At 69.5% G+C, this 18,305-nt stretch carries 16 protein-coding genes and 1 pseudogene; 6 read left to right on the forward strand and 11 right to left on the reverse strand.

Annotated features, from left to right (window positions below; translation table 11 throughout):
* The 6 genes from D5041_RS00750 to D5041_RS00775 form a co-directional block, all read right to left on the reverse strand.
* Entirely contained in the window at positions 1-660 is a 660-nt protein-coding gene (locus D5041_RS00750) for an RnfABCDGE type electron transport complex subunit B (protein ID WP_265258684.1), read from the reverse strand.
* Positions 657-2,123, reverse strand: a complete 1,467-nt coding sequence (locus D5041_RS00755; protein ID WP_265283613.1) for a polyhydroxyalkanoate depolymerase — start codon at positions 2,121-2,123, stop codon at positions 657-659. The genes D5041_RS00750 and D5041_RS00755 overlap by 4 nt, the downstream gene beginning before the upstream one ends.
* 172 nt (positions 2,124-2,295) lie before the next feature.
* A complete protein-coding gene (locus D5041_RS00760; protein WP_265284359.1) occupies positions 2,296-3,246 on the reverse strand; it encodes a Bug family tripartite tricarboxylate transporter substrate binding protein in 951 nt (316 codons plus the stop codon).
* A complete protein-coding gene (gene metC / locus D5041_RS00765; RefSeq protein ID WP_265283614.1) occupies positions 3,137-4,528 on the reverse strand; it encodes a cystathionine beta-lyase in 1,392 nt (463 codons plus the stop codon). The genes D5041_RS00760 and metC overlap by 110 nt, the downstream gene beginning before the upstream one ends.
* Before the next feature lie 13 nt (positions 4,529-4,541).
* Positions 4,542-6,161, reverse strand: coding sequence for a rhodanese-like domain-containing protein (locus D5041_RS00770; protein WP_265283615.1), 1,620 nt, complete (start codon positions 6,159-6,161; stop codon positions 4,542-4,544).
* A 17-nt stretch (positions 6,162-6,178) separates the two neighbouring features.
* Positions 6,179-6,757 carry a cysteine dioxygenase family protein gene (locus D5041_RS00775; RefSeq protein WP_010100635.1) on the reverse strand — a complete coding sequence of 193 codons (579 nt, stop codon included), beginning with the start codon at positions 6,755-6,757 and terminating at the stop codon, positions 6,179-6,181.
* A 268-nt stretch (positions 6,758-7,025) separates the two neighbouring features.
* Here D5041_RS00775 and D5041_RS00780 point away from each other — a divergent pair, with 268 nt between their 5' ends.
* The 4 genes and pseudogenes from D5041_RS00780 to D5041_RS00795 all read left to right on the forward strand — a co-directional run bounded on the left by D5041_RS00780 (position 7,026) and on the right by D5041_RS00795 (position 10,938).
* Positions 7,026-8,492, forward strand: a complete 1,467-nt coding sequence (locus D5041_RS00780) for an aldehyde dehydrogenase (protein WP_265283616.1) — start codon at positions 7,026-7,028, stop codon at positions 8,490-8,492.
* Between the two features lie 21 nt (positions 8,493-8,513).
* Positions 8,514-9,548 (forward strand): NAD-dependent epimerase/dehydratase family protein, encoded by a 1,035-nt coding sequence (locus D5041_RS00785; RefSeq protein ID WP_010100703.1) that lies wholly within the window; start codon positions 8,514-8,516, stop codon positions 9,546-9,548.
* A gap of 44 nt (positions 9,549-9,592) precedes the next feature.
* On the forward strand, positions 9,593-10,585 hold the full coding sequence (locus D5041_RS00790) for a tripartite tricarboxylate transporter substrate binding protein (RefSeq protein WP_265283617.1): 993 nt from the start codon (positions 9,593-9,595) through the stop codon (positions 10,583-10,585).
* Between the two features lies 1 nt (position 10,586).
* Positions 10,587-10,938 (forward strand): annotated as a pseudogene (locus D5041_RS00795) (PIN domain-containing protein).
* Between the two features lie 58 nt (positions 10,939-10,996).
* Here D5041_RS00795 and D5041_RS00800 read toward each other — a convergent pair.
* From D5041_RS00800 to D5041_RS00810, 3 genes are read right to left on the reverse strand one after another with little or no spacing between them, the layout of a single operon-like run.
* The gene (locus tag D5041_RS00800; RefSeq protein WP_265283618.1) at positions 10,997-12,511 is read right to left on the reverse strand and encodes an ammonium transporter; all 1,515 of its coding nucleotides are present in this window, start codon (positions 12,509-12,511) and stop codon (positions 10,997-10,999) included.
* Positions 12,512-12,547: 36 nt separating this feature from the next.
* Positions 12,548-12,886: a P-II family nitrogen regulator gene (gene glnK / locus D5041_RS00805; RefSeq protein WP_010100711.1), complete on the reverse strand. Its 339-nt coding sequence runs from the start codon at positions 12,884-12,886 to the stop codon at positions 12,548-12,550.
* A gap of 43 nt (positions 12,887-12,929) precedes the next feature.
* Complete coding sequence (locus D5041_RS00810) at positions 12,930-13,646, reverse strand: TorF family putative porin (RefSeq protein ID WP_010100713.1); 717 nt, start codon at positions 13,644-13,646, stop codon at positions 12,930-12,932.
* A gap of 231 nt (positions 13,647-13,877) precedes the next feature.
* Here D5041_RS00810 and D5041_RS00815 point away from each other — a divergent pair, with 231 nt between their 5' ends.
* Positions 13,878-15,419: a YifB family Mg chelatase-like AAA ATPase gene (locus D5041_RS00815; RefSeq protein ID WP_010100715.1), complete on the forward strand. Its 1,542-nt coding sequence runs from the start codon at positions 13,878-13,880 to the stop codon at positions 15,417-15,419.
* 25 nt (positions 15,420-15,444) lie between these two features.
* Here the strand turns inward: D5041_RS00815 and aceA are convergent, their stop codons facing one another.
* The gene (aceA, locus tag D5041_RS00820; RefSeq protein ID WP_010100718.1) at positions 15,445-16,776 is read right to left on the reverse strand and encodes an isocitrate lyase; all 1,332 of its coding nucleotides are present in this window, start codon (positions 16,774-16,776) and stop codon (positions 15,445-15,447) included.
* Between the two features lie 103 nt (positions 16,777-16,879).
* Positions 16,880-17,311 (reverse strand): gamma-glutamylcyclotransferase family protein, encoded by a 432-nt coding sequence (locus tag D5041_RS00825; protein WP_265283619.1) that lies wholly within the window; start codon positions 17,309-17,311, stop codon positions 16,880-16,882.
* 116 nt (positions 17,312-17,427) lie between these two features.
* On the opposite strand from D5041_RS00825, the gene D5041_RS00830 reads away from it, so the two are divergent.
* Complete coding sequence (locus D5041_RS00830; protein WP_265258672.1) at positions 17,428-18,258, forward strand: urease accessory protein UreD; 831 nt, start codon at positions 17,428-17,430, stop codon at positions 18,256-18,258.
* Positions 18,259-18,305: the final 47 nt, after the last annotated feature.

Here is an 18,305-nt window from a genome sequence, read left to right on the forward strand (position 1 = left end):
TCAGCGCGGACCCCGTTCGCTCTGCCGGCGCGCGCGCTCCAGGGCCGCGGCAATGGCCGCCTTGCGCGCAGCCGGACTGTCTGCCCCGGCGGGGGGGCTGCTGCCGTCCGCCGGGTCGGCTGCCGGCGCGACGCGCTCGCGGTGCTGGCGATAGCGCTGGCGCGCCTGCTGCGCCAACGGGGCGGACCATGCCGCCCAGCCCGTGGCCGCGCCGCTGACCGGCTCCAGCAAGATGCAGTCCACCGGGCACACCGGCAGGCACAGTTCGCACCCCGTGCAACAGGATTCGATGACGCTGTGCAGCAGCTTGTTCGCGCCCACGATGGCGTCGGTGGGGCAGGCCTTGATGCACAGGGTGCAGCCGATGCACCAGGCTTCATCGATGAACGCCACCGCGCGCGGCCCCTGCGTGCCGTGCGCGGCGCTCAGGGGCAGGGGGGGCATTCCGGTGATGGCCGACAGGCGCGCAATGCCCTCGGCGCCCCCGGGCGGGCATTGGTTGATCGCCGCCGACCCCTGCGCGATGGCCTGCGCGTAGGCTGCGCAATCGGGGTAGCCGCAGCGCGTGCACTGCGTTTGCGGGAGTGCGGCGTCGATCCGCGCCGCAAGCTCGGCGGTCCGGGCGGCCGGGGTGTCGGCTGCTTGCAGTCGTCGGCTCAAGTCTTGTGTGCCGTGCTGCTGCTGCGGCGGCTGCGCGCGGCGCCCGGGTCGGATCGGGTGGGTGCTGCGGCGGCGGTGTCCGGGGAAGTCACCCAGCGGGTGGCCACGGTGGCTCGCGCGCCCGCTGCCTTGGCCGTCAGCTTGCGGGCCGGCGGCGGCGGCTCGTCCGGGGGTTGGCTTTGCTCTGCCACGGGCGCTGCGTGCTCATGCTCCAGGATGAAGGCGCGCACCTGCGGGTAGACCATTTCGCGCCAGCGGCGGCCGCTGAAAATGCCGTAGTGGCCGGCGCCCTTGGCCTCCAGGTGGCGCTGCTCCTTGCGCACGATGCCGCTGCACAGGTCATGCGCGGCCTCGGTCTGGCCTGATCCGGAGATGTCGTCGAGCTCGCCTTCCACCGTGAACAGCGCGGTGGTCCTGATGTCCTGCGGGCGCACGCGCTCGACTTGGCCTTCGGGCGAGCGCACGTCCCAGGTGCCATGCACCAGTTTGCATTTCTGGAAAACGGTCTCTATGGTTTCCAGGTAGTAGTCCGCGTCCATGTCGAGCACCGCGTTGTATTCGTCGTAGAACTTGCGGTGCGCTTCGACGCTGGCGTCGTCGCCCTTGATCAGATCCTTGAAATAGTCGTAGTGGCTGGACGCGTGGCGGTCGGGGTTCATGGCCACGAATCCGGTGTATTGCAGAAAGCCCGGGTACACGCGCCGGCCCACGCCGGGGAAGTTGTCCGGCACGCGGTAGATGACATTGTTCTCAAACCACTCGAAGCTGCGGTTGTTCGCCAGGTTGTTCACGGACGTGGGCGACTTGCGGGCGTCGATGGGGCCGCCCATCATGGTCATGGTCAGGGGCGTCGTCTCGCCCCGGCTGGCCATCAGCGAGACGGCCGCAAGCACGGGAACGGTGGGCTGGCACACGCTGACCACATGGCAGTTGCCATGCACGGCCTGCAGGTGGCGGATGAACTCCTGCATATAGTTCACATAGTCGTCGAGGTGGAATTCGCCTTCGGACAGCGGCACCAGGCGCGCATTTTTCCAGTCGGTGATGTAGACCTTGTGCTCCCGGAGCATGGTGCGCACGGTGTCGCGCAGCAAGGTGGCGTAGTGGCCCGAGAGCGGCGCCACGAGCAGCACCACGGGCTGGGCGTTGAGCCGGGTGAGCGTGGCCGGCTCGTCGGAGAAGCGCTGGAAGCAGCGCAGCGTGCAAAACGGTTTGTCCAGTTCCTCCCGCTCGTGCACGGCGACGCTCACCCCGTCCACGTCCACCGCGTGGATCTCGAAGGCCGGCTTTTCGTAGTCCTTGCCCAAGCGGTAGAGCAGTTCGTACCCGGCGGACATGTATTGCGCCAGCGGGCTTTCGCTGAACGGGGACATCGGGTTGCTCAGGAATTTGGCAGCGGCCTGCGCAAAGCCGGTAAAGGGTTCGATCAACGAGCGCTGGGTTTCATAGATGTGATAGAGCATGGGGTGGGTTTTGGCTTGCGTTGCAGTCAATGTAGCAGACCGGGGTAGCCCCGGGTGCCGGCTTGGTAATGCGCTGGTAAACGGGCGCATGGCGCGGTGACAGCGTCGTACGCGCAGGATACGTCATCATGGACTCGCCACGCCCGGTGCCGTGGCCGGCCCTCCGGGGCACTTATTCCACAGTCATCCCGGCGAGCTTGACCAAGCGGCTCCAGCGGGTGATGTCTTGCCGCAGCTGCGCTGCCAGTTGCTCGGCGTCGCCGGCGACGAGTTCGCCGCCGGCGTCGGTAATTTTCTGCACCACCCCCCGGCTTCTGAGGATGCTCGTGATGGCCTGGTTGAGGTAGGCCACGCGCTCGGGCGGCGTTCCTGCGGGCGCAAAGAAGCCGTACCAGTCCTCGAACTGCATTCCTTTGAAGCCCTGTTCTTCCAGGGTGGGGACGGCCCTGAAGTGGCCCACGCGGCGCGGACTGGAGATGGCGATGGCCCGGAGCTTGCCCTGCTGGATCGCGCCGGACACCGAGGAGGTGGAGCTGATCATCAGGGTCACCTGTCCCCCCAGCAGGTCGAGCAGCGCGGGGGCCGCGCCGCGGTAGGGGATGTGCGTCATGGGAATTCCCGCGTCCTTTTCCAGCACCACGCCCAGCAGGTGCGACAGCGTGCCGTTTCCCGGGCTGGCGTAGGTCACGCTGCCGGTGTGCTCCTGGGCCATTTTGCGCAGGTCGGCCATGCTGCGCAGGGAGGAAGTCACCGGCACCACCAGCACCAGGGGCGCGGCGTTGATCTGGGTGATCGCAACGAAGTCCTTGAGCGGATCAAAGCCGGGGGCTTTGTACAGCACCGGGTTCACCGCCATGATGGACACTTGGGAGAGCAGCAGGGTGTAGCCGTCGGGCTTGCTGCCGGCGACGGATTGGGCGCCGATGTTGCCGCCCGCACCCCCCTTGTTTTCCGCCACGGCGGGCTGGCCCGTGGTGCGCGCCAGTTCGTTCGTGACGAGGCGCATGTGCATGTCATTGCCGCCGCCGGCCGGAAAGGGGGAGACCACGTGGATCACCTGGCTCGGGTAGTCGCCGACCTTGGGCAGCGGGTCGGCGGCGTAGCCGGTGCCCGGCAGGAGCAGTGGGGCGGCGCACAGCGCCAGGGTCTGGCGGCGGCGCATCCGGAATGCAGGGGGCAGGGGGCGGTTCATGGGGGGCTCCTGTCGGGGTCTGGCTGCGGGGGGCGGTGGTGAATTGCGCGGCGGCGATGGCTTGCATCAGGTCCTGGCACAGGTCCTCGGGCGATTCCAGGCCGACGTGCAGCCGCACGAAGCTGCCGCGCCCATGCCATGCGCCGACGCTGCGCAGCGCGGCAGGGTCGATGGGCACGGCCAGGCTCTCGAACCCGCCCCACGAGGCGCCGATGCCAAAGCATTCCAAGGCGTCGACGAAGCGGTCCCGGCGCCCGGGGTCGGGGTCATGGAACTCGACCGCCAGGAGCCCGTTGCCGCCCTTGAAGTCGCGCTTCCAGAGGGCGTGGCCGGGGTCGTCGGGCAGGGCGGGATGGAACACCCGGGCCACGGCGGGTTGGCGGCCGAGCCACTGCGCCACGGCGAGCGCATTGCGCTCGTGCCGCTCCAGGCGTAGCTCCAGGGTGCGCAGGCCGCGCAGTGCCAGTGCGGCGTCGTCGGGGCTGACCGTCTGGCCGGTGGATTCGCTGAAATGCGCCAGGACCGGGTAGGCGCGTTCGTTGCACACGGCGGCGCCGAGCAGCAGGTCCGAATGCCCGGCGATGTATTTGGTCGCGGCGAGTATGGAAATGTCCGCCCCCAGCGTGAGCGGATTCAGCAGCCAGCCCGAGGCCCAGGTGTTGTCCACGGCCAGCCAGGCGCCGCAGGAGCGGGCCAGCGCGGCGAGCGCGGGCAGGTCCAGCATGTCGTTCAGGAGCGAGCCCGGCACTTCGGCGTAGATCATCCGCGTCTTTCCCGGGCGCAGTCGGGCGGCGACGTCGTGGCCGTCGGCGGCGTAGAACTCGCAGTCCACGCCCCGGGCCGGCAGCCAGGTGCTGCAAAAATGCCGCACGGGCGCGTACACCGCGTCGGTGATCAGCAGGTGCTCGCCAGGGCGCAGCAGGGCCATCAGCACCTGGGTCGCGGCCGCCAGGCCGGTCGGGTAGAGCTGGGTCCGGTGGCCCTTTTCCAGTTCGCTGAGCGCGTTTTCCAGGGCAAACGTGGTTTGCGTGCCGCGTGCGCCGTAGCTCAGGACCTGCCGGGTCTGGCGCTGCTGCCGCGCGGCGCGCCATTCGGCCACGCTGTCGAAGACGACGGTGCTCGCGCGCATGACGGGCGGGTTCACGGGCCGGGGGCCCTGGCCGGCGGGCGGGCGGCCGGTTTGCAGCAGGCGCGTGGTGCGGGTCGGTTGCATGCGCGCTCCCGCTTCAGGCGATGCGGTAGGCCGCGAGTTCCCGGGCATCGAGCTGGGCGACGAGGCCCGTCTCCCAGGCCAGGTAGCGCCGCGCGGCGTCCTGGTTGCCGTCGTGCCGGTCGTGCACGAAGAACAGGTAGTCGATGCACTGGGCGTCGCCCGGCGTTTCGGGGCTGCTCTCGAGCGCGTGGCCGGCCCGCTCCCACGCCTCGACGCCGCCGGCCAGCAGCTGGGGGCAGGGCTGGCCCCGGGCCATCAGGTCCTGCGCCACCAGGCGGGCGATTGCGGGTTCGTCCGCGACGAGCGTGATCGATGCGTCCGCGGCGACGCCCGCGCTGGCCAGGGCCTCGCTCAGCCGGGGGCGGATCGACCAGAGCGCGCCGGGGACGTGCGCGCGCCGGTAGGCCATGCTCGGGCGCAGGTCGATGACGCAGGTGCTGGCGCTGGCACTGGCCAATGCGGCGGCGAGCGCGTCCGCGGTCTGCGTGGGCACTGCGGGCAGCGCGGGTTGCAGGGGCGGTGGCAGGCGCAGCGCGGCCGCGACGCCGTCCTGCAGCACATGCGCGTCGATGCCCATTTGGCGCAGCCAACTGGCGACCACCGGCGCGCGCACCCCCTCGGAGTCGAGCAGCAGCAAGCGCGCCGAACGCACGCCCACGAACTGGTCGGTGGCCTGCACGAGTTGCCCGCCCGGGGCGTGCTGCGCGCCCTGGATCGAGCCTTGCGCGAATTCCTCGCCGGTGCGCACGTCGAGCACGAAGGTGCTGCGCCGGGCGTCGTCCACCCAGGCCTGCGCCTGCGCGCTGCCGATCCATTGCACGCCGTGGCGTCGGCCCAGGGCGCTGGCCTGCCGTTGGCGCAGGGCCAGATCCGCGGGCAGCCCCGGAGCATGGCAGCGCTGCTGTCCATGCTCGAGCTCCAGACCGGCCAGAAACCAGCCCTGGGTGCCGTTTTCCAGCGCCAGCACCGGGTTCGGAAGGCCCAGGTTGATGAGGGTCTGGGCACCGATGATGCTGCGGGTGCGGCCGGCGCAGCTGATGACGACGGTGGTTTCCGGGTCCGGGGCCAAGTCGCCGATGCGCAGGGCCAGTTCCCCGTTGGGGCAGTTCAGCGCGCCGGGGACGTTCATCTTCCGGAACTCGGCGGGGCTGCGTCCATCCAGGAGCAGCAGCCTGTCGCCCGCCGCCTGGCGGCGCGCCAGTTCGGTGGCCGAAATCGACGGCGTGTGCAGGCGCTGCTCGACCAGTTCGCCAAAGGTCTTGGACGGCAGGTGCACGCCCTGGAAGATGCGCTGGCCGCAGGCGGCCCAGGCGGCCGCTCCGCCGGCCAGAACGAAGCCCGCGTGATAGCCCAGGTCGTGCAGGCGTTGCCATGCCTTGCCGGCCACGTCGCCGGGGCCGTCGTCGTACACCACCACGCGCGCGTGGCGGCATGGGACCAGGCGGGGCAGGTCCCATTCCAGCCGGCTCCAGGGCAGCGGCACGGCATGGAACAAATGCCCCTCGCCGTACTGGCCATGCTCGCGCACGTCGAGCAAGGCGATTTCCTGGCCGTCGTGCAGCCAGTCTTGCAATTGGTTTGGCGTCACGCCGGGCGCAAGGGCCGGGCGCGGATCGTGTGCAGCAGAAGACATTGCCGTGGGCGCGGGTGTCAGCGGCGGGTCTGCACGCCGATGGGCATGCGCTGGCAGCTGTCGTTTGCCAAGTCAAAGCACAGACGCTCGCTCAGGGTCTCCAAAGCGCGGCCGTACAGATGGAGGTGGCGGATCAGCTGCGCGTCCCTGATCTCCACGGCGTGGATCTCGTCCGGCAGCAAGGCGACGCCGCTGCCCGGGCACACCGGCAGGGTGGCGGTCTGTTCCAGCTTGGCGTAGCCCGGCCGGCTGCCGTCGTCCAGCCGGCGGTAGAGATGGTTGTGCTCCACGCCCTCGACCGCCGCCACGCAGGCCCAGGTGGTGTGGTTGTGCGGCAGGATGCGCTTGCCCGCGCGCATCACGTTCAGGTAGAGCGCAAAGGTCTGGTCGGGCTGCTCCTCGATCAGGTAGCGCGCCTGGAGTTCGGCGCCCGTGGGCGCTGCAAACCCGGGGCCGGTCCAGAGGTCCTTCTGCGCGGCCAGCCCCAGCAGCTGCTGCAGGATCTGGTCGAGCACCGGGCGCTGCGTGACGCCGTTGCGGGCAATTTGCCGGATGGTCTGGAGGGTGCGGGAGACGATTTCCTGGCGCTGATCCATGGGCCTGTTCCATATCTTTGTTTCGGATGGATCGAGTCTACTGCCTGCGCCCGATTCCGAAGCTGCGTAAACACCACGGCAGAGCGCAGCCCCGCCCCGATGGCGGCGCGGGCCTTTCTTGCCAGGCTGCGGCCCGGATATTCATGGCCATGGACTATGGGTGGCAGGCCATTTCCGATTTGTGCAAATGCCCGTGCAGGGCTCCAATGCGCTGCGCGTGGCCGCCATGTTGCGGCCAACCCCCTGACCCGCAGCGCCCTCTTGCACGATGCCCATTCCCGAGCCCCCCCGCTTTTGCCCGCCGGCCCCCGCAGGAGCGGGCCCGTTCCTGCTCTCCATCAATCCGGCCGATGGCTCGCAAGCCGGCCGCGTTGCGCAGGCCCGCGCGGCGGACGTCGATGGCGCCGTGGCGCGCGCCTGGCAGGCCGTGCGCTGCCAGCCCTGGCGCGATCTGCGCCTGGACCGCCGCGCCGACGTGCTGTACGAAATCGGCCGCCTCCTGCGGGCCGAACGCGAGCCCCTGGCGCGCCTGCAAATGGCCGACAGCGGCAAGCCCTGGAAGGAATGCCTGCACATGGTGGACAGCGCGGCCGGGAGCTTTCGCTACTACGCCGCAGTCTGCGAGACCCTGCAAGGGGAAATCACCCCGGCGCGCGGCGAATACTTTTCGATGGCGATCGCGGAGCCGTTCGGCGTCATCGCGGCCATCACCCCGTGGAACTCGCCGATCATGAACGAGGCGCAGAAAGTGGCGCCGGCGCTGGCCGCGGGCAACGCGGTGGTGCTCAAACCGTCCGAAGAAACCCCCCAATTGGCGCTCGAACTGCTGCGCGTCTGCCACCAGGCGGGGCTGCCGCAGGGCCTGCTGCAAGTGCTCAACGGCAGCGGCGAAGAGGTGGGCGCTGCGCTCGTGCGCCACCCGGGCGTGCGCATGCTGTCGTTCACCGGGGGCACGGAGACGGGCCGCGCGATCGCCGCCGTCGCCGGGCAGCGGCTGATTCCGGTGGGGCTGGAACTGGGCGGCAAATCCCCGCACATCGTGTGCGCCGACGCGGACCGCGAGGCCGCGCTGGCCGGGGTGCTTTCGGGAATCTTCGGCTCTGCGGGGCAGAGCTGCGTGGCGGGCTCCCGGCTCTTCGTCGAGCGCGCGATCTACGCCGAATTCGTCGCCGCCCTGGCGCAGCGCACGCGCGCGCTGCGCGTCGGTCTGCCCGACGACCCCGGCACCCAGGTCGGCCCGCTGATCTCCTGGCAGCACCGCGACAAGGTCGCCGGTTACGTGGAACTCGGCCGGCGCGAGGGCGCGCGCGTGCTGGCCGGCGGGTACGCGCCCGAGCAGAGCGCATTGGCACGCGGCGCGTTCTACATGCCGACCCTGCTCGATGGCCTGCACGCGCAGGCCCGCGTCTGCCAGGAGGAAATCTTCGGCCCGGTGCTGGTGGCGCTGCCCTTCGACGGCGAAGACGATCTGATCGAACAGGCGAACGGCACGGCGTTCGGACTGGCGGCGGGCATCTGGACGGGCAGCTACCCCAGGGCCTGGCGGCTGGCGCGCGCGCTGGAAGCCGGTTCAGTCTGGATCAACACCTACAAGCAGTCGCACATCGCCACCCCTTTCGGGGGCTTCAAGGACAGCGGCATCGGCCGCGAAAAAGGCCTGCAGGGCCTGCGGCTGTACAGCCAGAACAAAAGCATTTACTGGGGGCTGCACACGCAACCTCTAAGCCTGGGTTGACGAGAGGACGCAGCGCACGCCATGACCGAATCCACAACCTCCCCTCCCGCGTCCGCGGCGCTGCCGATCCGCGGCGCCCGCGTGCTCATCGCCGGCGCCGCGAGCCTGGTCGGCTCGCACACCGCGGAACATCTGCTGCGCGCCGGCGCGCGCGAGGTGCTGCTGCTGGACAACTTCGCGTTCGGCACGCCCGAGGCGATCGCGCACCTCCGGGACGATCCGCGTGTGCGCATCGTGCGCGCAGACATCACCCGGCTGCACGAACTGCTGACCGCCACGCAGGGCGTGGACGGTGTGCTGCTGTTGGCCGCGCACATGACGCTGGGTTTCGCGCAGACCCCGTGGCAGGCCATCGACGTGAACGTGCGCGGCGCGCAGAACCTGATCGAAGCCTGCCGCTTGCACCGCGTGCGCAAGCTGGTGTTCGCCTCGTCGAATGCGGTGTACGGCTACGGACCGGGCGTCCAGGGCGCACTGCACGAGGATCTGCCGCTGCACAGCGTCGGCGCTCCGCCCGCGGCGGTGCTGTACGGCGCGTCCAAGATCATCGGCGAACAGCTGTGCCGCCAAGCCTGGCAGCAGCATGGCCTGGCCTACGTGGCGTTGCGCTATTCCACGGTCTACGGGGAACGCCAGCACTATCGGGCAGCGAACGCGCTCTACATCATGGACACCTACGACAGGGTGCGCCGCGGAGAGCGCCCGGTGCTGCCCGGCGACGGCAGCGACAGCAAGCATTTCGTCTACGTCGGGGACGTGGCGCGCGCCAACCTGGCGGCCTTCGAGAGTGCGGCCACCGACGTCGCCGTCAACATCTCCGGGGTGGACCCGATCACGACGCGCGCACTGGTGCAGTTGGTGCTCGACTACTGCGGCAGCCGGCTGACGCCGCAGTTCCAGCCCGATCCCCCCGGCACGGTGCGCCTGACCGCGGGCGGCGCCTTCCACATCCCGCACGACAAAGCCGGCGCGCTGATCGGTTGGCGGCCCGAGGTTCCCATGCGCGAGGGGGTGCGCCGCCTGCTGGCCTGGCGCGAGGCGCAAACGCGGACCTGAGCCGCATTTCAATCACGACGCCCCCGAGGCAGGAGACTTTCCCCATGTGGCATGCATTCGCGCGCGGCGCAACCCGGTGTGCGCACCGCTGCCTGGTCCTGCTGGCATGCGCGTCGGCGCTGACCGCTGGCCCGGCATGGGCCTGGCCGGAGAAACCGATCGAACTCGTGGTCGGCTTCGCCGCCGGCGGCGGCACCGACACCACGGCCCGCACGTTGGCCCAGCACCTGAGCCGGCAGTTGGGCGCGCAGGTGGTGGTGAGCAACCGTGCCGGCGCATCCGGCGAACTGGCCCTGGCCTACGTGGCCCGGTCCGCGCCCGACGGCCACGTGCTGGGCATGGTGAATATGCCGGGACTGGTCACGCTGCCGATCGAGCGCCGCACCTCCTTTCAGGCGGACGACTTCAGCTACCTGGCGAATCTGGTGCGCGACCCGAGCGCGTTCTCGGTGGTCCAGGACAGCAAGTACCAGAGCCTGGCCGACCTGATCGCCGACGCCAAGGCCCGGCCGGGCGAGATCAGCTACGGCTCCACCGGCGTCGGCACCGACGACCACCTGGGCATGGTGCTGTTCGAGCGCCTGAGCGGGACGCGCCTGAACCACGTACCGTTCAACGGTGCCGGCCCGCTGCGCAACGCGGTGCTCGGCGGGCATGTGACGCTGGGGGGGATGAACCTCGGCGAAGCCATGCCGTTTCGGCACAGGCTGCGCATTCTGGCGCAGGCCGGCGCAGGCCGCTCGCGCCTGGCACCGCAGGTGCCGAGCTTCAGCGAATCGGGGCTGGCACTGGTGCTGGGTTCGGAACGCGGTGTCGTCGCGCCGCGCGGCTTGCCGCAGGACGTGGAAAAGCGCCTCATCGAAGCGCTGCGGGCGATCGCTGCCGACCCCCAATTCAGGCGCCAGATGGAGGCGCAGTTCACCGAGATGGATTACCTCGAAGGCGCGGACTGGAGGCAGCGGCTGGACCGTGCCGCGCGGGAATTCGCCGACCTCTGGCGCGTCGCGCCCTGGGGCGAAGCCCGGCCCGCGCCCTGATGTGCGCTCCTGGTTGAACGATCAAGCCGCCGAAACGCTGTACCTGCCCAGCGTGGCGCTGGCCGAGCTGCTGTTCAGCATCGCAGCGCTCCCGGCCGGAAAGCGCAAGCGCATGCTGCAACAGGCGCTCGATGGTTTGCTGGATCTGTTCCGGGATCGGGTGCTGCCATTCGACACCGACGCCGCACGGCGCCGAGTTGGCCGCGGCGGCCAGAGCCCGCGGACGGGGATTTCCCATAGCCGACGGCTACATCGCAGCGATTGCGGCCTCACGGAACTTCATCGTGGCGTCGCGCGACACCGCCGCCTACGCAGCGGCGGGCATCACCGTCATCAATCCCTGGGGCATCTGAGAAAGAGGCTGCGCCGCGGTCCGGACGACGGACACCGCGGCGCACCGGGGGCGCAAGCTCAGCGGTTGTACGCCGTCTCGCCGTGCGAGGTGATGTCCAGACCTTCGCGTTCGTCCTCTTCCGTGACGCGCAGACCCACGGTGAGGTCAACGATCTTGTAGGCCACGAAGGACACGACGCCCGACCACACGATGGTCAGCAGCACGGCCTTGGCCTGCACCCACACCTGCGCTGCGATGGAGTAGTCGGCGGCGCTGACTGCGGTGGCGCTGACCCAGTCGGCCACATAGCCGGGGCCACCCAGGCCGGGTGCGTTGAACACGCCGGTGAGCAGGGCGCCGACGATGCCGCCGATGCCGTGCACGCCGAACACGTCGAGCGAATCGTCAGCGCCCAGCAGGCGCTTGAGGCCGTTGACTCCCCACAGGCAGGCAAAGCCGCCGACGAAGCCGATCACCAGCGCGCCGCCGATGCCCACGTTGCCGGCCGCGGGCGTGATGGCCACGAGGCCGGCGACGGCGCCCGAGGCGGCGCCCAGCATCGAGGCCTTGCCGCGCATCAGCGCCTCGCCGATGCACCATGCGAGCACGGCAGCCGAGGTGGCCACCAGCGTGTTGATGAAGGCCAGGGCGCTGAAACCGTTGGCCTCCAGCGCGGAGCCGGCGTTGAAACCGAACCAGCCCACCCACAGCAGCGAGGCGCCGACCATGGTCAGCGTCAGGCTGTGCGGCGCCATGGCCTCCCGGCCGTAGCCAATGCGCTTGCCGACCATGAAGGCGCCCACCAGGCCCGCCACGGCGGCGTTGATGTGCACGACGGTACCGCCGGCGAAGTCCAGCGCGCCCCACTGCCAGATCTGGCCCGCCCGGGCGGTCACGGCGTCGGCCACTTCCTTGGACGTGTAGGCGTCGGGACCCATCCAGAACCACACCATGTGCGCGATGGGCAGGTAGCTGAAGCTGAACCACAGCACCATGAACAGCATGACGGCGCTGAACTTGATGCGTTCCGCGAAGGCGCCAACGATCAGCGTGCAGGTGATGCCGGCGAACGTGGCCTGGAACGCGGCGAACACCACCTCGGGAATCACCACCCCCTTGCTGAAGGTGGCGGCGTTGGCGAAGGTGCCTGCGGCGTTGTCCCAGATGCCGCGCATGAACAACCGGTCCAGGCCGCCGATGAAGGGCCCTCCCTCGGTGAAGGCCAGGCTGTAGCCATAGATGAACCACAGCACCATGACCAGCGAGAACGTGACCATGACCTGCATCAGGACCGACAGCATGTTCTTGCTGCGCACCAGGCCGCCATAGAACAGGGCCAGGCCGGGCAGGACCATCAGGATGACCAACAGGGTGGCGGTCAGCATCCAGGCGGTGTCGCCCTTGTTCGGGACGAGGGCGGGGGCCTCTGCGGCAGCCGGTGCCGCTGCGGCCGCTGCACCCACGTCGCTGGCAGGAGCCGCCGCGGTCGCGGCGGGGGCCGCAACGCTGGCGGCAGGCGCCTGGGCCAGGGACAGATTGCCCATGCCGAGCAGACCCAGCCCCAGAATGCAGGAGGCAAGCATTTTTTTCATGGCGTTTCCTCTTCTTTCGTGTGATGCGGCCGGGCCTTACAGCGCTTCCTTGCCGGTTTCGCCGGTGCGGATGCGCACCACCTGCTCCAGTTGGGTCACGAAAATCTTGCCGTCGCCGATCTTGCCGGTGCGCGCGGCGTTTTCGATGGACTCGATCACGCGGTCCACGAGTTCGTCCGCGACGGCGGCTTCGATCTTCACCTTGGGCAGGAAATCGACCACGTATTCGGCGCCGCGGTACAGCTCGGTATGGCCCTTTTGGCGGCCAAAGCCCTTGACCTCGGTTACCGTGATGCCTTGCACGCCGATGTCCGAGAGCGCCTCGCGCACCTCGTCGAGCTTGAAGGGCTTGATGATGCTTGTCACCATTTTCATTCGAAGATCCTCCGGAGCGGGCACCGGCGGCGCCCGTTGAGATTTACAGGGTTTTGGTGAGCGTGGCGAGCACGCGGGACTTGTTCACGGGGCCAAAGAAATACTTCTTGTTTGCGCCCACCAGGGCCGCTCCCAGCGACAGGCCCGAGCCGAAGTCGTAGGCACCGCCCAGGCTGTAGTCGATGTAGTTCGGGGCGCTGATGCTGCCGCCGAAACGGGTCCAGCCCAGGGCGGTCCGGAGCGTGAACCTGGGTGCAATCTCCTGCGCGCACGCCAGGTTCAGGTAGCCGGTATTGCGGCCCCTGAGGCCGACCCCTGCGAAGCCGAAGTAGTCCCGCGACAGGGTGTGCGAGTACTTCGCGCTGAACGGACCGAAGGTGGCGCCGCCGTAGGTCTCGAAGGTGTTGCCGCTGCTGTTGCCGGGGTAGACGTAGGCCATCAGGCCCACGTCCAGATCGGCGCCGCCGGCCTTCAACTTGTAGCCGCCGTACAGGTCGGTCTCGATGGAGTTCCCCGGCAGCCATTTGACGCTGGAATTCCAGTTGCCCACGTAGAAACCGGATTCACCGAAGCTGTAGTCGAGGCCGCCCTGGATCGCGGGCTTGAAGGGCTTGTTCTTGGACACGTTCTGGTCCTGACCCCGGAACTTGTAATTGCTGGTCAGGGAAATATTCCCGCTGAGCTCGGCGTGGGCCGGCAGCGCCAGGGCAAGCAGGGCCAGAAAGGCAAGGCCCTGGGACTTGATGGGGCAAGGGAGCATGGTTTCCTCCTGTGGGATCTTGGTTGATGGCTCAAGGCGGGGACGGACGAATCGGAGCAAGCGTTCCATGCATGGACCGTGCCACGGCCGCCGCCACGCCTGCGTCGTACCGATCCCCATTACAGTGGCGGTGCGCGCGCGCAAGGCAGGCCGTGCACCCAATCGGTGCAAAACGCAGCCGGGCCGCGCCCAAGAGCCGCAGGGGGCACCCATCTGGGGAGAAACCATTTCATGAGTCTTGCTTTGGTGCAAAGCCGCGCCCTTTTGGGGCTGCAAGCGCCCGTCGTCACCGTCGAGGTGCATCTGACCAACGGCCTGCCGAGCTTCACGCTGGTGGGGCTGGCCGATGTCGAGGTCAAGGAGGCGCGCGAGCGGGTGCGCTCGGCGCTGCAAAACGCGGGGCTGGAGTTTCCGCACAACAAGCGCATCACCGTGAACCTTGCGCCAGCCGACCTGCCCAAGGACTCCGGGCGCTTCGATCTGCCCATCGCCCTGGGCATCCTGGCGGCCAGCGGGCAGATCGACGCGAGCCGGCTGGCGGGCCACGAGTTTGCCGGCGAGCTCTCGCTGTCGGGCGAACTGCGCCCGGTGCGCGGCGCGCTGGCCACCAGCCTGGCGCTGCGCACGCAGCAGATCGACGTCCAACTGGTGCTGCCGCCCGGCAGCGCCGAGGAGGCCGCCCTGGTGCCCACCGCCCGGGTCGTGCGCGCACGCCATCTGCTGGACGTGGTGCGCGCCTTTGTGCCACCGGGCAGTGGGGCAGCAGGCAGCGACGCGCACGGCGACGGCTGGACCCACCTGCAACCCCTGCCGATGGACGCCGGCGCGGACGGCCCCGACATGGCCGACGTCAAGGGCCAGGCCACGGCCAAGCGCGCGCTGGAGATTGCCGCCGCCGGCGGCCACAGCGTGCTCATGGCGGGCCCGCCCGGCTCCGGCAAGTCCATGCTGGCGCTGCGTTTTGCCGGGCTGCTGCCCGCCATGGCGGTCCAGGAGGCGCTCGAGAGCGCGGCGCTTGCCAGCCTCGCGGGGCGCTTTCGGCCCGAGACCTGGGGTCGGCGGCCGACGGGAGCGCCGCACCATACCGCCAGCGCGGTGGCCCTGGTGGGCGGCGGCTCACCGCCCCGGCCGGGCGAGATCTCGCTGGCGCACCACGGCGTGCTCTTTCTGGACGAACTTCCCGAGTTTTCCCGGGCCGCCCTCGAGGCCCTGCGCGAACCGCTGGAGAGCGGCCGCATCACCATTGCGCGCGCCGTGCAGCGCGCGGAATTCCCGGCGCGCTTTCAGCTGATCGCCGCGATGAACCCCTGCCCCTGCGGCTTTCTCGGCTCCACGCAGCGCGCCTGCCGCTGCACCCCCGAGCAGGTGAACCGCTACCAGGGCAAGCTCAGCGGACCGCTGCTCGACCGCATCGACCTGCACGTGGAGGTTCCCGCCCTGCCCGCCGACCAATTGGTGCAGGCGCCCGCAGGCGAGGCCAGCGCCACCATCCGCGCGCGCGTGGAGTGCGCCCGCGCTCTTGCACTGGCCCGGCAGGGCAAGAGCAACCAGGCGCTGCAAGGCCAGGAGATCGACACGCACCTGCAACTGAGCGCCGCAGCCGCGGGCTTCCTCCACACCGCCGCAGCGCGGCTGGGCTGGTCAGCGCGCAGCACGCACCGCGCGCTGAAGGTGGCGCGCAGCATCGCCGACCTTGCGGGCGCGCCCAGCACCGAGGTGGCCCACGTGGCCGAGTCCGTGCAGTACCGGCGGGTGCTGCGCACGCCGGCCTGAGGGCATCTGTCTGCTGCCCCTGCGATCAGTGGAACTGCTCTTCCTCGGTCGATCCGGTCAGGGCCCTTACGCTGGACGAACCGCCCTGGATCACGGTGGTCACGTCGTCGAAGTAGCCTGCGCCCACTTCCTGCTGGTGCGAAACGAAGGTGTAGCCCTTCTCGCGCGCGGCGAATTCCGGCTCCTGCACCATTTCGGCGTAGTGCTTCATGCCCTCGCCGCGGGCATACGCATGGGCGAACTGGAAGGTGTTGAACCAGTTGATGTGGATTCCGGCCAGCGTGATGAACTGGTACTTGTAGCCCAGCGCCGAGAGCTCGTCCTGGAACGTGGCGATCTGCCGGTCGTCGAGGTTCCTCTTCCAGTTGAAAGAAGGCGAGCAGTTGTACGCCAGCAGCTTTCCGGGGCACGCGGCGTGCACGGCCCGGGCGAACTCGCGCGCAAAGCCAATGTCCGGAACGCCGGTCTCGCACCACACCAGGTCGGCGTAGGGGGCGTAGGCCGCGCCCCGGCTGATGGCTTGCTCCAGCCCGTTCCTGACGCGGTAGAAGCCCTCCTGCGTGCGCTCGCCGGTGAGAAAGGGCCTGTCGTTCGCGTCGTGGTCCGAGGTGATCAGGTTCGCGGCCTCGGCGTCGGTGCGCGCCAGCACGATGGTCGGCACGCCCAGCACGTCGGCCGCGAAGCGCGCGGCGATCAGCTTTTCGCAGGCTTCCTGCGTCGGCACCAGCACCTTGCCGCCCATGTGACCGCATTTCTTCACGGCAGCCAGCTGGTCCTCGAAGTGAACGCCCGCAGCGCCTGCGCAGATCATGTTCTTCATGAGCTCGAAGGCGTTGAGCACGCCGCCGAAGCCGGCTTCGGCGTCCGCCACGATGGGCAGGAAATAGTCGATGTACTCCTTGTCGCCGGGGTTGATGCCGCGGCTCCACTGGATCTCGTCGGCGCGCTTGAACGTGTTGTTGATGCGGCGCACCATCGCGGGCACCGAGTCGTAGGCGTACAGCGACTGGTCGGGGTACATGGTCTCCGAGGTGTTGCCGTCGGCCGCCACCTGCCAGCCCGACAGGTACACGGCTTCGAGCCCCGCCTTCGCCTGCTGCATGGCCTGCCCGGCGGAGATCGCGCCGAACGCGTTCACATAGCCCTTGCGGGCCCCCCCGTTGATCTTCTCCCAAAGCTTTTGCGCGCCGTGCCTGGCGAGCGTGTGTTCCGGTTGCAGGCTGCCGCGCAGACGCACCACGTCCGCCGCGCCGTAGCCGCGCTTCACGCCACTCCAGCGCGGGTTCCGGGTCCAGTCTTTTTCCAGGGCGGCAATTTGCTGTTCGCGGCCCGGTTGTTCGTTCAGGGATGGGGTCATGGGATCACTCCAGGGTCAAGTTGGAAACGCCGGGCCGCGATGCGCCGCCGCCCTTGAACGCAAACTCTAAGTCTTCTACAAGAGTTGCGCAAGCTCTTATGTCTTATATAAGAGATAAATTTCCCTCCCCGAGCCAGTCCCCATGCGCAATCAGGGGCGCAGACCCGAGGCGCCGGGGATTGATTTCGTAGACCAGACAGGGCAGCGCCTGCGCCTGCCCCTGCCCCTCTAGCTGCACGACGACTTCGCGCTTCACGTACTCGTCGGTCGGTTCCGCGCCCAGGTCCTCGATCTCGTCGAGGAGCGCCTCCAGTGCCGGCGCAATGGCGTACACCTCGCCGCGCACCCATCCGCTGCCGCCCAGCGTCATGCCGGGATACGCGCCGAGGTGATGGAGCGCCCCCGCGACCCACGCCGCGCCGACGAAGCGCGGAGCCGGCCGCAGCCTGGTGATGTCGTTGCTGCCGCCGCAGCGCAGGGTGCCGTACACGAAGACACAGCGGGACGGTCTGGCGGGGTGGGATTCATCGGGCATGCTGCGCACTCCAGGCGGGACCGATTATTCACCATCGGAACGCCCGCCCCAGGCCGCGGCAGGGCGCTGCTGCCGGTGATAATCGGCCGCCCGCAGCAGCCCCCTCCCCCCCCCACATGCCCTGGCACGCCAGCCTGCAACTCGACTACACGCTGGAGCACGCGCGCACCGTGGCGCGCTTTGCGCACGACGGACCGTTGCGTATCTTGCAAGGCCTGTACCCGGAGGGCGGCGGCATTTGCCACAACGTGATCGTGCACCCCCCGGGCGGGCTGGTCGGCGGCGACACGCTGGACATCACGGCCTCGGTCGGCTCCGGCGGGCACGGGCTGCTCACCACGCCGGGCGCCGCGCGGTTCTACCGCTCCACCGGCGACCCGGCGCGCCAGCGCACCCGGCTGTCCCTGGCCGCAGGGGCGCGGCTGGAGTGGCTGCCGCTGGAGGCGCTCTGCTACAACGCCTGCAACGCCGAAAACCACCTCACGCTGGACCTTGCACCCGGCGCCGAATGCATGGGCTGGGACGTGACCGCGCTGGGCCTGCCGCATGCCGGTCGGCCGTTCGAGGCCGGGCGCTTCGTGCAGCACATCGAGTTGCCCGGCCTGTGGCGCGAGCGCGGCGTGATCGACGCCGCCGACCAGCGCCTGCTGCGCAGCCCGCTGGGGCTGGCCGGGCAGCGCTGCATGGCGAGCCTGTTCTTCGCTGCGGGCAGCGCGCTGGACAAGACCCGGCGCGACGCCGCGCTGGACGCCGCGCGCGCGGTGCTGGACGCGCACGCGCTCCGGGACACCGCGGGCGCCACCAGCCCCTGCGCGCAGGTCCTGGTGCTGCGCGCGCTGGCCCCGCAGGTGGAGCCCGCGATGCAACTGCTCAGGCAGGTATGGAGCGCATGGCGTGCGACCCTGTGGCAGCTCAGCGCCGAGCCGCCGCGCATCTGGGCCATGTAGCGCTGCATGAATCCCGGAGCGCATCGCAGGCTGGCGCGTGCGCGCAG

It is taken from the genome of Verminephrobacter aporrectodeae subsp. tuberculatae (genome assembly GCF_026127385.1).
In the GTDB taxonomy this organism is placed as follows: domain Bacteria; phylum Pseudomonadota; class Gammaproteobacteria; order Burkholderiales; family Burkholderiaceae_C; genus Acidovorax; species Acidovorax aporrectodeae.

Excerpts from the sequence above, each read along its gene's own strand:
- D5041_RS00755 (WP_265283613.1), bottom strand. The coding sequence starts at position 2,123 with ATGCTCTATCACATCTATGAAACCCAGCGCTCGTTGATCGAACCCTTT.
- metC (WP_265283614.1), bottom strand. The coding sequence starts at position 4,528 with ATGCAACCGACCCGCACCACGCGCCTGCTGCAAACCGGCCGCCCGCCC.
- D5041_RS00770 (WP_265283615.1), bottom strand. The coding sequence starts at position 6,161 with ATGTCTTCTGCTGCACACGATCCGCGCCCGGCCCTTGCGCCCGGCGTG.
- D5041_RS00775 (WP_010100635.1), bottom strand. The coding sequence starts at position 6,757 with ATGGATCAGCGCCAGGAAATCGTCTCCCGCACCCTCCAGACCATCCGG.
- D5041_RS00780 (WP_265283616.1), top strand. The coding sequence starts at position 7,026 with ATGCCCATTCCCGAGCCCCCCCGCTTTTGCCCGCCGGCCCCCGCAGGA.
- D5041_RS00785 (WP_010100703.1), top strand. The coding sequence starts at position 8,514 with ATGACCGAATCCACAACCTCCCCTCCCGCGTCCGCGGCGCTGCCGATC.
- D5041_RS00790 (WP_265283617.1), top strand. The coding sequence starts at position 9,593 with ATGTGGCATGCATTCGCGCGCGGCGCAACCCGGTGTGCGCACCGCTGC.
- D5041_RS00800 (WP_265283618.1), bottom strand. The coding sequence starts at position 12,511 with ATGAAAAAAATGCTTGCCTCCTGCATTCTGGGGCTGGGTCTGCTCGGC.
- glnK (WP_010100711.1), bottom strand. The coding sequence starts at position 12,886 with ATGAAAATGGTGACAAGCATCATCAAGCCCTTCAAGCTCGACGAGGTG.
- D5041_RS00810 (WP_010100713.1), bottom strand. The coding sequence starts at position 13,646 with ATGCTCCCTTGCCCCATCAAGTCCCAGGGCCTTGCCTTTCTGGCCCTG.
- D5041_RS00815 (WP_010100715.1), top strand. The coding sequence starts at position 13,878 with ATGAGTCTTGCTTTGGTGCAAAGCCGCGCCCTTTTGGGGCTGCAAGCG.
- aceA (WP_010100718.1), bottom strand. The coding sequence starts at position 16,776 with ATGACCCCATCCCTGAACGAACAACCGGGCCGCGAACAGCAAATTGCC.
- D5041_RS00825 (WP_265283619.1), bottom strand. The coding sequence starts at position 17,311 with ATGCCCGATGAATCCCACCCCGCCAGACCGTCCCGCTGTGTCTTCGTG.
- D5041_RS00830 (WP_265258672.1), top strand. The coding sequence starts at position 17,428 with ATGCCCTGGCACGCCAGCCTGCAACTCGACTACACGCTGGAGCACGCG.